Genomic DNA, 16861 nt, shown 5'->3' on the forward strand with positions numbered 1-16861 from the left:
TGAATTCACCAAAGAACTTGGTGATCGCTGCAGTCAGCGAGGTCTTGCCATGGTCAACGTGACCAATGGTGCCGATGTTTACGTGTGGCTTATTGCGTTCAAACTTGCTTTTTGCCATCTGAGCTCTCCTAATATCTAGCCTGCTCAGGCTCTTTTAATATTTTGCGTAATCAGTGATTACGCGAATTTCTTCTGAATTTCCTGTGCGACCGCAGTCGGAACTGGCTCATAATGGTCGAACTGCATGGTGTACTGCGCACGGCCCTGAGACATCGAACGCAGGTTGTTCACGTAACCAAACATGTTGGCGAGTGGAACATTTGCGTTGACGACCGTAGCAATGCCACGAGCTTCCGTACCGGAAATCTGACCACGACGTGAATTCAGATCGCCAATTACGTCACCGACGTAATCTTCCGGGGTTACGACTTCGACCTTCATGATCGGCTCAAGGAGCTGAGCACCGGTCTTCTGCGCGCCTTCACGGAATGCAGCGCGAGCAGCGATTTCGAAGGCGAGAACAGACGAGTCAACGTCATGATATGCACCGTCGATGAGGGTTGCCTTAACGCCGAGCATTGGGAAGCCAGCAAGTGGACCCGCACCCATAACGCTTTCGATACCCTTTTGAACGCCTGGGATATATTCCTTAGGAACAGAGCCGCCAACGATCTTGGATTCGAAGATGAAGTCATCGCCTTCATGTGGTTCGAAGATGATCTTCACGCGAGCGAACTGACCCGAACCACCCGACTGCTTCTTGTGGGTGTAGTCGATTTCAGCAGCACGTGTGATCGTTTCACGATAGGCAACCTGTGGTGCACCCACATTCGCTTCTACCTTGAATTCACGCTTCATACGATCAACGAGAATGTCGAGATGAAGTTCGCCCATACCAGCGATAATTGTCTGGCCGGATTCTTCATCGGACTTCACGCGGAACGAAGGATCTTCAGCAGCCAGACGGTTGAGCGCGAGGCCCATCTTTTCCTGGTCAGCCTTGGTCTTTGGTTCAATCGCGATTTCAATAACCGGATCAGGGAATTCCATGCGCTCGAGAATAACCGGCTTCAGTGGATCGCAAAGCGTATCACCTGTTGTGGTTTCCTTGAGACCAGCCAGAGCAACGATGTCGCCAGCAAAGGCTTCTTCGATGTCTTCACGGCTGTTGGAGTGCATCTGCAACATACGGCCGATGCGCTCGCGCTTGCCCTTAACGGTATTTTCGAGCGAAATGCCCTTGGTCATCTTGCCCGAGTAAATACGAGCGAAAGTAAGAGAACCAACGAACGGATCGTTCATGATCTTGAATGCAAGCATCGAAAGCGGTGCTTCATCCGAAGATTCACGGGTTGTTTCAGCTTCTGTCTTAACGTCGATGCCCTTAATTGCAGGAACTTCAACTGGCGATGGAAGGAAATCAACAACTGCATCGAGAAGTGGCTGAATGCCACGGTTCTTAAACGCAGTACCGCAAAGCACTGGATGGAACTGAACAGCAATCGTACCCTTACGGATAAGTGCACGAAGAGATTCTTCCGAAGGCATGGTACCTTCGAGGTAGGCTTCCATTGCAGCTTCGTCGAGTTCGACAGCAGCTTCAATGAGCTTTTCGCGGTATTCTTCTGCTTTACCCTGAAGGTCTGCAGGAATTTCACCAACGGTCGCTGCTGCGCCGATTGCGCCATCCCAGGTATGAGCCTTCATGGTGATCAGGTCGATGACGCCCTGAAACTCGTTTTCTGCGCCGATCGGCAGCTGAACAACGAGAGCCTGTGCACCAAGACGCGAAGCAATCATTTCTACGCAACGGTAGAAATCAGCACCGATCTTGTCCATCTTGTTGACGAATACCATGCGCGGAACATGATACTTTTCAGCCTGACGCCAAACAGTTTCAGTCTGCGGCTCTACACCGGCATTCGCATCAAGAAGAGCGATTGCACCGTCGAGAACGCGGAGCGAACGCTCAACTTCAATGGTGAAGTCAACGTGGCCCGGAGTGTCGATGATGTTGAAGCGACGCTTCTTGCCATCACGGCCTTCCCAGAACGTGGTGGTTGCAGCAGAGGTGATCGTGATGCCACGCTCCTGCTCCTGCTCCATCCAGTCCATGGTGGACGCGCCATCATGGGTTTCACCGATCTTATGGTTCTTACCTGTATAGAACAGGATACGCTCGGTCATCGTCGTCTTACCGGCGTCGATGTGAGCCATAATACCAAAATTGCGGTAGTCTTCGATTTTATATTCGCGGGCCATGTTTTTGCTCTTTGAATAGGGTTCGACGATTACCAGCGGTAATGCGAGAATGCGCGGTTGGCTTCAGCCATGCGGTGCGTGTCTTCACGCTTCTTCACAGCAGAACCACGGTTGTTTGCAGCATCAAGCAGTTCACCGGACAGGCGATCAATCATCGTGGTTTCATTGCGGCCACGAGCGGCGTTAATCAACCAACGAATGGCAAGTGCCTGGCGGCGTTCTGTACGCACATCGACCGGAACCTGATAGGTTGCACCACCAACGCGGCGCGAACGGACTTCAACGTGCGGAGCAACATTGTCGAGCGCCTGATGAAACAGCGCGACTGGCTCTGACTTCGCCTTGGCTTCGATTGCTGAGAGCGCACCGTAAACAATGCTTTCTGCAACCGATTTCTTGCCATGAAGCATGACTGCATTCATGAACTTGGTGATTACGAGATCACCGAACTTTGGATCCGGATTAATCTCACGCTTTTCTGCTTTATGGCGTCTGGACATTTCGTCTCATTCTTTCAATTACATCGGGCCAACTCACCGCTCTGGTGGCCGGTATCCCCGGAAAATTCTTACTTAGGACGCTTCGCACCGTACTTCGAACGGCGCTGCTTACGGTTCTTAACACCCTGGGTATCAAGTACACCGCGGATGATGTGGTAACGCACACCCGGCAAATCCTTGACGCGACCGCCGCGGATCATAACCACGGAGTGCTCCTGAAGGTTGTGGCCTTCACCTGGGATGTAACCGATGACTTCAAAGCCATTGGTCAAACGAACCTTGGCAACCTTACGGAGAGCCGAGTTCGGCTTCTTAGGGGTTGTCGTATAAACGCGGGTGCAAACGCCGCGCTTCTGTGGGTTTGCCTGCAGAGCAGGAACCTTATTACGCTTCACCGGCGCAGTGCGCGGCTTGCGGATCAGCTGGTTTACGGTAGGCATTGAACCTTCCCCTATAAAAAATCTCGCATCAGAGCCCCATAAGGGCCGTTTCACCGAAATACTCATGCACAAATTCGGGACTAGCCACACCGTATGTGGCCACCCCGAACAAAAGCAGAGGAAGCATAAGCTTCATGCGAACGGCAAGTTGCATTTCGATCGTAAAACGAACCCTGTTTGAGACGAACTTCAGAGCGTGTCGCTCCGAACGAACCAGCCTCACATCGGTTCAGATGGGCTGCTGATACGTGTTTGTCGGGGTTTCGTCAAGGGTGGGACATTAAGTTTCTTCACCAAAAGGCCGCAAAGCCGCGTTTTGGTGGCAACCGGACAGGTTATTGCGCCGTATTCGGCATCACATCGCGATTATTTCGCGGGCAAAACTGTCATTTTCATGTGTCAGCATAGCATCAGACTTCAACAGCAGTTATTGAAGCACATCCGAGTCGAAAAACAACACAATATTAAGGGATTCTCAATGTCATCCACTACCGCATCCACTGAGAACGATTCGCCAATCGTTCATCTGGTCATTGCCGACGTCTGGAACGAAGGCGAAGAGGAATCTATTGAGGTTCACATTCTTCTGAAATCCGACGAAGACGAAGACCTTGTTCAGACTGCGCTCGCGATCCTTGCGGAAGAAGGTTATCACGAAGCCGAGCTAGTTGAGATGGGCACCATCACCGAAGAGCCGGAAGAAGAGCCTCATAAGAGTGCATGGCATACCGCGCTGACTGGTGAAGTTGCACTTATCGAATTCGATGGCGACGACGAAGAAGAGTAAATCTCTTTTTTAGATCTTAATAACAAAGGGCGGTTTCAAACCGCCCTCTTCTTTTGACTGCTTCTGCAAAAAGGCCGCCCCGAAAGGCGGCCTTTTTCTATTTTTAAAGTGCAAGCCTTATTCGGCTGCGTTGTTGGTCATATCCGTCAGCATGGCATTCGCATCGTCCGAACGTGTCGACTTGCGGCGTTCGTCGATGATCAGTTCGTCGCGTGCTGTCGCAATACGGCGAATCTGACTTGTCATGCCGCCAGTACCAGCCGGGATGAGACGGCCAACGATGACGTTTTCCTTCAGACCCTGCAACGTGTCCATCTTGCCGGCAACTGCCGCTTCAGTCAGAACGCGTGTTGTTTCCTGGAACGACGCTGCCGAGATAAACGAAGGAGTCTGCAAGGAAGCCTTGGTAATACCAAGCAGGACCGGATTACCCGAACCTGGCTTCTTGCCTTCTTCGATCAGACGATCGTTGACTTCATCAAGCTCGATGCGGTCGACGTGATCGCCCGGAATGTAACCGGTATCACCGGATTCCGTGATCTCGATCTTCTGGAGCATCTGACGAACAATCACTTCGATGTGCTTGTCGTTGATCAGAACGCCCTGAAGACGATAGACTTCCTGGATTTCATTGACGAGGTAGGAAGCGAGAGCTTCCACGCCCTTGATGGCCAGAATGTCATGCGGCGCTGGATTACCGTCGAGGATGTATTCACCCTTTTCGATAACGTCACCGTCCTGAAGATGGAACGGCTTACCCTTAGGGATCAGATACTCAACAGGCTCGATCGTATCGTCGTTTGGCTCAATGATGATGCGACGCTTGTTCTTGTAATCGCGACCGAAACGAACAGTACCGTCGATCTCTGCGATGACGGCGTGGTCCTTTGGACGACGCGCTTCGAACAGTTCCGCAACGCGTGGCAGACCACCGGTAATATCCTTGGTCTTCGCGCTTTCCATTGGCAGACGCGCAATAACGTCACCAGCATTAACATGAGCACCCGGCTCAAACGAAAGGATCGTTTCTACCGAAAGCAGGAAGCGAGCTTCGCCGCCCTTCGACAGTTTCAGGATCTTGCCGCTCTTGTCCTTGATGACCATAGCTGGCTTGAGATCGGCACCGCGAGGTGTCGAACGCCAGTCAATGATGACGCGCTTGGTGATACCGGTGGACTCGTCCGCTGTTTCCGAAACCGAAAGACCATCGACGAGATCTTCGAACTCAACATAGCCTTCCACTTCCGTAAGGATTGGACGGGTGTATGGATCCCACTCAGCAATACGCTGACCGCGCTTGACCGCATCGCCTTCGTCCACGAACAGACGCGAACCGTAGGTTACGCGGTGAACGGCACGTTCTTTGCCCGTCGCATCGACGATCAGAACCGCCATGTTACGGCCCATGACCACGAGGTTACCATCGGAGTTGCGAACCACATTGCGGTTGCGCAGCTTAACAGTACCTTCATACGAAGCTTCGAGATACGAGCTGTCAACAACCTGAGCAGTACCACCCAAGTGGAACGTACGCATGGTTAGCTGGGTACCAGGTTCACCGATCGACTGCGCAGCGATAACGCCAACAGCTTCACCCTGGTTGACCGGCGTACCACGTGCAAGGTCACGACCATAGCACTTGGCGCAAACGCCGTTACGGGTTTGACATGTCAGAGCCGAACGAATGCGGATCGACTGAATGCCAGCCTTCTCGATGATCTCAACGTCTTTTTCATCGATCATACGGCCAGCTTCAACGATAACATCGCCGGTTGCTGGATTGATGATCGGATCAAGTGCCGTACGACCCAGAACGCGCTGTCCGATTGGAGCAACGATCTGACCAGCATCGACGATTGGCTGCATAGTGAGACCGATTTCAGCGCCGCAATCGACTTCTGAAATAATCGCATCCTGTGCAACGTCAACGAGACGACGTGTGAGGTAACCCGAGTTAGCGGTCTTCAAGGCAGTGTCTGCGAGACCCTTACGGGCACCGTGTGTCGAGTTAAAGTACTCGTTAACGGTCAAGCCTTCCTTGAAATTCGAGATGATCGGGGTTTCGATGATTTCACCCGACGGCTTGGCCATAAGACCACGCATGCCGCCAAGCTGACGCATCTGGTTGACCGAACCACGGGCACCCGAATGAGACATCATGTAGACCGAGTTCATCTGCTTCTGACGGCCAGTCACCGGATCGAACTCAACAGCCTTAATGCGGGCCATCATTTCTTCGGTGATCTTGTCAGTCGCCTTACCCCAGGCATCAACAACCTTATTGTACTTTTCACCCTGAGTGATCAGACCGTCATTGTACTGCTGTTCGTATTCGGTCGTCAAAGCTTCGGTTTCTGCAACGATCTTTACCTTGGCATCAGGAATGACCATGTCATCCTTACCAAAGGAAATACCGGCGCGACATGCATGGGCAAAGCCGAGCTGCATGATGCGATCACAGAAGATAACCGTCTCTTTCTGACCGCAATGGCGGTAGACATGGTCGATCATCTTGGAGATGTTCTTCTTCGTCATCTCCTGATTACAGATATCAAACGACACGTTGGCGTGCTTCGGCAGAAGTTCACCAGTGATCAAGCGACCAGGCGTGGTGTCGTAAACCTTGGAAACGACATTGCCTTCCGCATCAACCGTCTTGAAACGGCCTTTGATCTTGGTGTGCAGCGTGACAACCTTGTTTTCCAACGCATGCTGAAGTTCGCCCATATCAGCAAACAACATGCCCTCGCCCGGCTCCTTGTCTGCCACAATCGACAGATAATAGAGGCCGAGAACCATGTCCTGCGAAGGAACGATGATCGGCGCGCCGTTTGCAGGGTGCAGGATGTTGTTGGTCGACATCATCAGCACACGTGCTTCGAGCTGAGCTTCAAGCGACAGCGGAACGTGAACAGCCATCTGATCGCCGTCAAAGTCAGCGTTGAACGCTGTACAGACGAGCGGATGAAGCTGAATGGCCTTGCCTTCGATCAGAATGGGTTCAAATGCCTGAATACCAAGACGGTGCAGCGTAGGCGCGCGGTTCAGAAGAACCGGATGCTCACGGATTACTTCGTCGAGAATATCCCAGACTTCTGGACGTTCCTTTTCAACCAGCTTCTTCGCCTGCTTGACGGTCGAGGAATAACCCTTGGCGTCAAGACGTGCGTAGATAAATGGCTTGAACAGTTCGAGCGCCATTTTCTTTGGAAGGCCGCACTGGTGCAGCTTCAGTTCAGGACCTGTAACGATAACCGAACGACCAGAATAGTCGACGCGCTTACCAAGAAGGTTCTGACGGAAACGACCCTGCTTACCTTTAAGCATGTCGGAAAGCGACTTCAGTGGACGCTTGTTAGCACCCGTGATCGTGCGACCACGACGACCGTTATCAAACAGCGCGTCAACAGCTTCCTGCAACATACGCTTTTCGTTACGGATAATGATGCCCGGTGCGCGCAGTTCGATCAGACGCTTCAGACGGTTGTTACGGTTGATCACACGACGATAAAGGTCGTTAAGATCGGAAGTCGCAAAACGACCGCCATCCAGTGGAACCAGAGGACGCAGATCCGGTGGAATAACCGGAACGATCTTCATGATCATCCACTCAGGACGATTGCCGGATTCCATGAAGTTCTCAACGATCTTGAGACGCTTCATGAGCTTCTTTGTCTTCAGTTCCGACGTGGTTTCTGCCAGATCAACGCGCAGGCTTGCAGCGATGTTTGGAAGATCCATCGAAGCCAGAAGCTCAAAAATAGCTTCCGCACCGATCAGGGCTGTGAACTGATCTTCGCCAAACTCATCGACGGCAATCATGTATTCTTCTTCCGAAAGAAGCTGGTGCTCTTTCAGCGAAGTCAGACCTGGTTCGGTAACAATGTAGTTTTCGAAATACAGGACGCGCTCAATATCCTTGAGCGTCATGTCCAAAAGCGTGCCGATACGGCTTGGCAGCGACTTGAGGAACCAGATATGTGCAACTGGTGCTGCCAGTTCAATATGGCCCATGCGCTCACGACGAACGCGCGACAGCGTAACTTCCACGCCGCACTTTTCGCAGATGATGCCTTTGTATTTCATACGCTTGTACTTACCGCACAAGCATTCATAATCCTTGATCGGGCCAAAGATGCGCGCACAGAAGAGACCATCGCGTTCAGGCTTGAACGTACGATAGTTGATGGTCTCCGGCTTCTTGATCTCGCCGTATGACCAGGACAGAATCTTCTCAGGGCTGGCAATCGAGATTCTGATGGAATCGAACGTCTGCGCCGGAGCCTGAGGATTGAAAAGATTCATGACCTCTTGGTTCATGCCGTTCTCCTTGAGGGCGATCCGCCGCCCTGTGTGTCGTCGATGACAGGCTGAAAATCCCTGGCATCTTGAAAAGAATTCGCGGTATTCAGCAGCTTTAAACTGCGCATTCCGTTTGGCATTTCGTTAGCGCAAACAGCTTTATGCGTTTGCTGGAAACACCTTACGGGCGCGCCACGGCAATACCATGGCGCGCCTTGATGTCTTTTATTCCGCCGCGTCCGGAAGTGCCGGCTGCTCGTCACGTGTATCGTCCAGCTCAACATTGAGGCCGAGCGAACGCATTTCCTTGACAAGAACGTTGAAGCTTTCCGGAATACCGGCTTCAAACGTATCATCGCCACGAACAATCGCTTCGTAGACCTTCGTACGACCTGCAACGTCATCCGACTTGACGGTGAGCATTTCCTGCAGCGTGTAAGCCGCACCATATGCTTCCAGAGCCCAGACCTCCATTTCACCGAAGCGCTGACCACCGAACTGCGCCTTACCACCAAGCGGCTGCTGGGTGACGAGCGAGTAAGGTCCGATAGAACGAGCGTGGATCTTGTCGTCAACCAGATGGTGAAGCTTGAGCATGTAAATGTAGCCCATGGTCACCTGACGGTCGAACGGCTCACCCGTACGTCCATCATACAGTGTCGACTGACCCGAGGTCGCAAGACCCGCATCTGTCAACATCGCATTGATGTCAGCTTCAACCGCACCGTCGAATACCGGCGTTGCGATCGATACGCCGCGCTTCACCTGATTTGCCAGCATGAGGACGGAATCGTCATCATACGAACGGACAGGCTCATTGCGGTCGTTGTCCGGATAGATGTGCTCCAGAGTATCGCGCAGCGGCTGAATATTTGCCGTCTTGCGATAAACGTCGATCAGCTCACCGATCTTCTTACCCATGCCTGCGCATGCCCAGCCAAGATGTGTTTCCAGAATCTGGCCCACATTCATACGGCTTGGAACACCAAGCGGGTTAAGAACGATATCAGCATGCGTACCGTCTTCGAGGAACGGCATGTCTTCGACAGGCAGAATGCGCGAAACCACACCCTTATTGCCGTGACGGCCAGCCATCTTGTCGCCTGGCTGGATCTTGCGCTTTACAGCAACAAAGACCTTAACCATCTTCATGACGCCTGGAGGCATCTCGTCGCCGCGCTGTACCTTTTCAACCTTATCCATAAAGCGTGCTTCAAGCAGCTTCTTGGATTCGTCATACTGGCCACGCAGAGCTTCGAGTTCACCCTGTTGCTTTTCGTCTTCAACAGCGAACTGCCACCATTGCGAACGCGGATACTCAGTGATGAGATCGCGGGTAATGGTTGTGCCCTTCTTGAAGCCCTTAGGCCCAGCGGCTGCAACCTTACCGTCGATCATGTCAACGAGACGGCCGTAAACGTTACGGTCGAGAATAGCCTGTTCGTCGTCACGGTCCTTGGCAAGACGTTCGATCTCTTCGCGCTCTATCGCCATTGCACGTTCGTCTTTTTCAACGCCGTGGCGGTTGAATACACGAACTTCAACGATCGTACCGTATGTGCCCGGAGGCATACGCATCGAGGTATCACGAACGTCCGAAGCCTTTTCACCGAAGATGGCACGCAGAAGCTTTTCTTCCGGCGTCATCGGGCTTTCGCCCTTCGGTGTGATCTTGCCGACAAGAAGATCGCCAGGATGCACTTCAGCACCGATGTAAACGATACCAGCTTCGTCGAGGTTCTTCAGCGCTTCTTCCGAAACATTCGGAATATCGCGTGTGATTTCCTCAGGTCCAAGCTTGGTATCACGGGCAGCTACTTCGAATTCTTCGATATGGATCGAAGTGAATACGTCTTCTGAAACGATCTTCTCAGAAAGAAGTATCGAATCTTCGTAGTTGTAGCCATTCCAAGGCATAAACGCGACGAGCACGTTGCGGCCAAGAGCCAGATCGCCCAGATCGGTCGACGGACCATCAGCAATGATGTCGCCCTTACCGATTGGATCACCAACGCGTACAAGTGGGCGCTGGTTGATACAGGTGCTCTGGTTCGAGCGCTGGAACTTCTGCAGACGATAGATGTCAACGCCGGACTTCGATGGGTCGAGATCTTCGGTTGCGCGGATAACAATACGTGTTGCGTCAACCTGATCGACGATACCGCCGCGACGAGCGGCAATAGCGGCACCAGAGTCACGTGCAACAACTGCTTCCATACCAGTTCCGACGAACGGCGCTTCCGCACGAACGAGGGGAACGGCCTGACGCTGCATGTTCGAGCCCATGAGAGCGCGGTTCGCATCGTCATTTTCGAGGAACGGAATAAGCGCTGCAGCAACCGAAACAAGCTGCTTTGGCGAAACGTCCATCAGATCCACGTTTTCACGTGGTGTCATCATCACTTCGCCAGCATGACGACAAATGACGAATTCATCGACAAAACCGCCCTGCTCATCCAGCTCTACGTTTGCCTGAGCAACCGAGTGCTTTGCTTCTTCCATCGCCGAAAGATAAACAACGTCGTTCGTGACCTTGCCATCGACAATTTTACGATACGGGCTTTCGATAAAGCCGTATTTGTTGACGCGGGCAAAGGTTGCAAGCGAGTTGATCAGACCGATATTCGGGCCTTCCGGCGTTTCAATCGGGCAGATACGACCATAATGCGTAGGATGCACGTCGCGAACTTCAAAGCCAGCACGCTCGCGGGTCAAACCACCAGGTCCAAGAGCCGAAAGACGGCGCTTGTGGGTGATTTCCGAAAGCGGGTTCGTCTGATCCATAAACTGCGACAGCTGCGAGGAGCCGAAGAATTCACGAACAGCCGCAGCAGCAGGCTTCGCATTGATCAGATCCTGCGGCATGACCGTGTCGATTTCGATCGAGGACATACGTTCCTTGATCGCACGTTCCATACGCAGAAGACCGACGCGATACTGATTTTCCATCAGTTCGCCGACCGAACGCACACGACGGTTACCGAGATTGTCGATATCGTCGATTTCGCCACGGCCATCGCGCAGTTCAACCAGCATCTTGACGACAGCAAGAATGTCTTCCTTGCGCAGAACGCGCACAGTGTCTTCTGCATCGAGGTCGAGACGCATATTCATCTTCACGCGACCAACAGCGGAAAGGTCATAGCGTTCGGAATCGAAGAACAGCGAATTGAACATGGCCTCAGCCGAGTCCATTGTCGGTGGTTCACCCGGACGCATCACGCGATAGATGTCGAACAGTGCTTCCTGTCGGCTTTCGTTTTTATCAACCGAAAGCGTGTTACGGATATACGCACCGATATTGATATGATCGATATCAAGGACGTTAATTTCGGTAACACCGGTGTCGAGAATGGTCTTGAGAACCTTCTCGTCAATTTCATCACCAGCTTCGAGATAAATCTCGCCGGTCGCGTAATTGACTGTGTCTTCAGCAAGATACGCGCCGAAGAGATCGTCTTCGGTTGCCTTGATGAACTTCAGGCCCTTTTCAGCAAGCTGCTTCGCGGAACGAGCAGTCAGCTTTTTGCCAGCTTCGAGAACGACCTCACCGGTATCAGCATCAACCAGTTCGGAGATGATCTTCATACCCTTGAAGCGTTCTGCCGAATAAGGAATGCGCCAGTTTTCGCCATCACGCGAATAAGTAACGGTCTTGTAGAATGTCGACAGAATCTCTTCGCCGTCCATGCCGAGCGCCATAAGCAGCGTCGTTGCAGGAAGCTTGCGGCGACGATCGATACGCGCATAGACAACGTCCTTGGCATCGAATTCGATGTCAAGCCACGAGCCGCGATAAGGGATAACGCGCGAAGCAAACAGCAGCTTGCCCGACGAATGTGTTTTACCCTTATCGTGATCGAAAAACACGCCCGGCGAACGGTGCATCTGCGAAACGATAACGCGTTCAGTGCCATTGACAATAAAGGTGCCGTTGTCTGTCATGAGCGGCATATCGCCCATGTAAACGTCCTGCTCCTTGATGTCCTTAATGGACTTCGCGCCGGTATCTTCATCAATATCGAATACGATCAGACGCAGCGTCACCTTGAGTGGTGCCGAATATGTCAAATCGCGCTGACGGCATTCGTCAACGTCAAATTTTGGTGCATCGAATTCGTAGCGAACAAATTCGAGCATTGAAGAGCCGGAGAAATCCTGAATAGGGAAAACAGACTTGAAAACGGCCTGCAAACCCTCGTCAGAACGCCCACCAGCTGGTTCCTCAACCATGAGAAACTGGTCGTAAGATGCCTTTTGAACCTCAATGAGGTTAGGCATTTCCGCGACCTCGGGAATCTTACCGAAAAATTTGCGTACGCGCTTACGACCATTGAAAGAATGGGTCTGAGCCATCGTCGCTCCTCGTTCTATAGCCTTGCGGCTTGCTCACGCCTTGCGGCCTTTATCGTGCGCCGCCTTTCGGCGGTCCTTCTAACGGGCTAAACCCGTTTTCTGAAAGCCTGGTCAAGGCCATCAGAAAAAGGGTTCAAAACTATCAGAACGGTCCTATAAAAATCGCTCTGACTATAATCAGCATAAAGAGAACCTAATTCCGCGCTTTTCGTTTCTTTTCATGCATTTACTCTGGATGCAAGCCCCGAGTTAAAACCGGCGGACGAAAACCGTCCGCCGGAATTAGTACGAACTTACTTAAGTTCAACCTTAGCGCCAGCTGCTTCGAGCTGTGTCTTGATCTTTTCAGCTTCGTCCTTAGTAGCGGCTTCCTTGACTGCCTTAGGAGCAGCTTCAACAAGGTCCTTAGCTTCCTTGAGGCCGAGACCGGTGATTGCACGAACTTCCTTGATCACGTTGATCTTGTTAGCTCCGCCTTCAACGAGAACGACGTCAAATTCAGTCTTTTCTTCAACAGCAGCAGCTGGAGCACCAGCAGCAGCAGCAGCAGCTACAGGAGCAGCAGCCGAAACGCCCCACTTTTCTTCGAGAAGTTTCGAAAGCTCAGCAGCTTCCAGAACTGTCAAAGCCGAAAGGTCGTCAACGATCTTTGCGAGATCAGCCATTTTGGTATTTCCTTAGTTTAAGGTTTGAACTGTTTGTATTGAGAAACGGCCTTAAGCCGCCTCGTTCTTCCGGGCGTGCGCACCAATAACGCGAGCGATCTGGCCCGCTGGAGCGCTGGTAAGTACTGCAAGACGCTGAGCAGGGGTTTGGATCATTCCAACCAGCTTTGCGCGCAGTTCGTCGAGCGATGGGAGCGATGCAAGCGACTTTACGCCATCGGCGTCAAGTGTTGTTGCGCCCATTGAACCACCAAGAATAACGAGCTTGTCGTTAGTCTTCGCGAACTCGACGGCTACTTTCGGAGCAGTAATCGGGTCGTTAGCATATGCTACGACCGTCTGACCCAAGAATAGGTCTGCGATACCTTCCGATTCCGTGCCCTGAAGAGCGATTTTGGCAAGGCGGTTTTTCGCGACTTTAACGGTGCCACCAGCATCACGCATCTTGGAACGAAGATCGCTCATCTGCGCAACGGTGAGACCGGTATAGTGGGCCACGACGACCGAACCGGACTCTTTGAAAGCGCCGTTCAGCCACGCGACAAATTCGCGCTTTTCCGCTCTATCCACTGTGTCTCTCCAGTAGACAGGACCAACTTGGTCCTGCCGGGTTGCCTTTGCCAGACAGACCTTACGGTCGGCCTGACGTTCGAGGATCCTGTCCCCTTCAGCTTCACCCGCAAAACGGACTACACTCAAAGGCAACTACGGTTCAAACCTCGCATGCACATTCGTGCGAAACAGGGTTATTCGACGTCTCATGCAGGCTTTAAGTTTAAGGACAATCATCCGAAGATGATCGTCCGCCTGCAATCTCGGACAGGATAACCGGACTTTCGCCCGGCTATCCGGATCTTGCGATCCGGAATTCTTGCACTTTCAACCGCTGACGCGATCAGGCGTGCCGCCATTCGCCTCCCCTCATAGGAGAGACTTAGGCTCCGGCGAACCGGAGCCCAAAAATTATGCGACGACCTTAACAGTCGATGGATCAACCTTAACGCCAACGCCCATGCTCGAAGAGATGGAAACGCGCTTCAGGTATTCTCCCTTAGCAGCCGATGGCTTCGCCTTGAGAACTGCGTCAGCAAAAGCTTTGATGTTTTCTTCGAGCTTCTGGCTATCGAAGGAAACCTTGCCAATACCGGCATGGATAATACCAGCCTTTTCAACGCGGAACTCGACTGCGCCGCCCTTGGAAGCGGTAACAGCAGCTGTAACGTCAACAGTCACTGTGCCAACCTTTGGGTTTGGCATCATGCCGCGTGGGCCGAGCACCTTACCAAGACGACCAACGAGTGGCATCATGTCAGGGGTCGCAATGCAACGATCGAATTCGATCTTGCCGCCATTGACGATTTCAAACAGATCTTCTGCACCAACGATGTCTGCGCCAGCCTTCTTAGCTTCTTCAGCCTTGTCGCCGCGAGCAAAAACTGCAACGCGAACGGTACGGCCAGTGCCGTTTGGAAGGTTAACAACGCCACGAACCATCTGGTCGGCGTGACGCGGATCAACGCCGAGGTTCATTGCGATTTCGATGGTTTCATCGAACTTTGCAATGGCGCGTTCCTTAACCATGCCGATAGCATCAGACAGGTCGTAGAGCTTGTTGACGTCAACGCCTTCGCGGATTTTGGCTACACGCTTGGAAATCTTTGCCATCGTCTTAGCCCACCACTTCCAGGCCCATCGAACGGGCAGAACCTTCAATCATACGCATTGCTGCTTCGATATCAGATGCGTTCAGATCTTTCATCTTCACTTCAGCGATTTCACGGACCTTGTCACGCGCAATCGTGCCAGCCTTTTCCTTGCCAGGCGCTTTCGAACCGGACTTCAGGTTAGCGGCCTTCTTCAGGAAGTAGGTTACCGGTGGGGTCTTCATCACAAAAGTGAAAGACTTGTCCTGGTAGTATGTGATCACGACTGGAATCGGCGAACCTTTTTCCAGTTCCTGTGTGGCAGCGTTAAATGCCTTACAGAATTCCATGATGTTGATGCCGCGCTGACCCAGAGCTGGGCCAATCGGAGGCGATGGGTTGGCCGCACCTGCTGCTACCTGCAGCTTCAGCTGGCCTGCAATTTTCTTAGCCATTGCATTCTGCCTTCATAAAAATGCCGGATATCGGCGCTCTCGATAATGCCGGAAATCCGGCTCTCGACTGACGTCAGTCAAACTGACTGGCAGTTTGGTGGTGCGAAATCAGCGACCGGCTAAGTCACCTATTCTTCCACCTTTTCCACCGTTAGGCGGAAGCCCTTACGGGCAAACGGTCAGACCTTATCGACCTGACTGAATTCAAGATCCACAGGCGTCGCACGCCCGAAGATGGAAACCTCAACCTTGAGACGTGCACGCTCGTCATCAACTTCCTGAACGATACCGTTGAACGAAGCGAACGGACCATCGGAAACGCGAACATTTTCGCCGATCTCAAAGGTAATCGACGACTTAGGCCGATCAACACCATCCTGAACCTGACTCAGAATCTGATCGACTTCTTTCTGCGAAACAGGGACCGGCTTTGAATCACCAAGAAAACCCGTCACACGTGGCGTATTCTTGATCAGCGAGAAAACAGCATCCGTCAGCGTCGCCTGAACAAGAACGTAACCCGGGAAGAACTTGCGCTCAGCATCAACCTTACGGCCGCGGCGAACTTCAACAACCTTCTCGGTAGGCACAACAATCTGCTCGATAAGGCCAGAGAGACCCTTCTGAGCAGCTTTAGCCTGAATATCCTCAGCCACCTTCTTCTCGAAGTTGGAATAGGCGTGAACGATGTACCAGCGCGCTGTCATCTCAAAATTCCCCAATCTTGCTTAGCGGCCAAGGCCAAGTATAAATTCTACACCATAGGCCATAAGCTGATCGGCAAGAAAAAAGAACGTTGCAGCCAGAAACGCCATGATCACCACCATAATCGTGGAGATAATCGTTTCACGCCGTGTCGGCCAAGTTACCTTCGCCGTTTCGGCGCGGACCTGCTGGAAAAAGGTGATCGGATTCGTCTTGGATGCCATCTGCCACTCTGTTTGCTTGGTGAAGCACTATTTCCGATCCGAAAACGAATCAAAAACAGGAACCCACGCGTATACGGTACGCAAAGCTGAAGATTCAGCCCCACGCACCGCGTGTCTGTTGACCCTACATAGAATCGATTCTCAAAAAAAACAAGCCCATTGGTTAAAAGAATACCAAACAGGCTTATCGGAGATGACCGATCCTTACCAAATTCGCTCAACACTCACTTCAATAATGCATCACCATTGAAATCTGTATCAGCGACCTCACCTGCCCGGCACATTCCGGCGGAAAGTTATTCAATTTCAGAATACAGAAAACGAGCGCTCATAGTCAAGCTATGAACACCCGTTTTAAAATGGCAGGGGCAGCAGGGCTCGAACCCGCGGCCTACGGTTTTGGAGACCGTCGCTCTACCAACTGAGCTATACCCCTATTTGGCACAGAGTGTGCCAGACTGGCGGACAAATCGCCAGTCGAATTCTTTACTCGATGATCGAAGCGACGATGCCTGCACCAAC

13 protein-coding genes and 1 tRNA gene are annotated in these 16861 nt (G+C 52.2%); 1 reads left to right on the forward strand and 13 read right to left on the reverse strand.

Translation table 11 applies throughout. The annotated features are described in order from the left end of the window. The 4 genes from CEV31_RS00645 to rpsL all read right to left on the reverse strand — a co-directional run. A partial coding sequence (locus CEV31_RS00645) for a GTP-binding protein (protein ID WP_143850884.1) occupies positions 1–118 on the reverse strand: 118 nt, incomplete at its 3' end. A gap of 59 nt (positions 119–177) precedes the next feature. Beyond that, positions 178–2262 carry an elongation factor G gene (fusA, locus tag CEV31_RS00650; RefSeq protein ID WP_094504989.1) on the reverse strand — a complete coding sequence of 695 codons (2085 nt, stop codon included), beginning with the start codon at positions 2260–2262 and terminating at the stop codon, positions 178–180. Positions 2263–2291: 29 nt separating this feature from the next. Then, positions 2292–2762, reverse strand: coding sequence for a 30S ribosomal protein S7 (gene rpsG / locus CEV31_RS00655; RefSeq protein WP_094504990.1), 471 nt, complete (start codon positions 2760–2762; stop codon positions 2292–2294). A gap of 68 nt (positions 2763–2830) precedes the next feature. Next, positions 2831–3202 (reverse strand): 30S ribosomal protein S12, encoded by a 372-nt coding sequence (gene rpsL, locus CEV31_RS00660; protein WP_002964366.1) that lies wholly within the window; start codon positions 3200–3202, stop codon positions 2831–2833. A gap of 478 nt (positions 3203–3680) precedes the next feature. Here rpsL and CEV31_RS00670 point away from each other — a divergent pair, with 478 nt between their 5' ends. After that, entirely contained in the window at positions 3681–3989 is a 309-nt protein-coding gene (locus CEV31_RS00670) for a hypothetical protein (protein ID WP_094504992.1), read from the forward strand. A 117-nt stretch (positions 3990–4106) separates the two neighbouring features. On the opposite strand, the gene rpoC is transcribed toward CEV31_RS00670, so the two are convergent. From rpoC to CEV31_RS00715, 9 genes are all read right to left on the reverse strand, one after another. Continuing rightward, positions 4107–8309 carry a DNA-directed RNA polymerase subunit beta' gene (rpoC, locus tag CEV31_RS00675; protein ID WP_094504993.1) on the reverse strand — a complete coding sequence of 1401 codons (4203 nt, stop codon included), beginning with the start codon at positions 8307–8309 and terminating at the stop codon, positions 4107–4109. Positions 8310–8516: 207 nt separating this feature from the next. Continuing rightward, complete coding sequence (gene rpoB / locus CEV31_RS00680) at positions 8517–12647, reverse strand: DNA-directed RNA polymerase subunit beta (RefSeq protein WP_094504994.1); 4131 nt, start codon at positions 12645–12647, stop codon at positions 8517–8519. Positions 12648–12940: 293 nt separating this feature from the next. Continuing rightward, positions 12941–13312 carry a 50S ribosomal protein L7/L12 gene (gene rplL / locus CEV31_RS00685; RefSeq protein ID WP_094504995.1) on the reverse strand — a complete coding sequence of 124 codons (372 nt, stop codon included), beginning with the start codon at positions 13310–13312 and terminating at the stop codon, positions 12941–12943. A 51-nt stretch (positions 13313–13363) separates the two neighbouring features. Continuing rightward, entirely contained in the window at positions 13364–13882 is a 519-nt protein-coding gene (gene rplJ, locus CEV31_RS00690) for a 50S ribosomal protein L10 (RefSeq protein WP_094505000.1), read from the reverse strand. Between the two features lie 393 nt (positions 13883–14275). Next, positions 14276–14977, reverse strand: coding sequence for a 50S ribosomal protein L1 (rplA, locus tag CEV31_RS00695; RefSeq protein WP_094504996.1), 702 nt, complete (start codon positions 14975–14977; stop codon positions 14276–14278). A gap of 4 nt (positions 14978–14981) precedes the next feature. Next, positions 14982–15410 (reverse strand): 50S ribosomal protein L11, encoded by a 429-nt coding sequence (gene rplK, locus CEV31_RS00700; protein ID WP_094504997.1) that lies wholly within the window; start codon positions 15408–15410, stop codon positions 14982–14984. Positions 15411–15589: 179 nt separating this feature from the next. After that, complete coding sequence (nusG, locus tag CEV31_RS00705) at positions 15590–16117, reverse strand: transcription termination/antitermination protein NusG (RefSeq protein ID WP_094504998.1); 528 nt, start codon at positions 16115–16117, stop codon at positions 15590–15592. Positions 16118–16138: 21 nt separating this feature from the next. Beyond that, entirely contained in the window at positions 16139–16339 is a 201-nt protein-coding gene (gene secE, locus CEV31_RS00710; protein WP_094504999.1) for a preprotein translocase subunit SecE, read from the reverse strand. Positions 16340–16699: 360 nt separating this feature from the next. Continuing rightward, positions 16700–16775: transfer RNA gene (locus tag CEV31_RS00715), tRNA-Trp, on the reverse strand. Positions 16776–16861: the final 86 nt, after the last annotated feature.

This window comes from Brucella thiophenivorans (assembly GCF_002252445.1).
Classification (GTDB): Bacteria; Pseudomonadota; Alphaproteobacteria; order Rhizobiales; family Rhizobiaceae; genus Brucella; species Brucella thiophenivorans.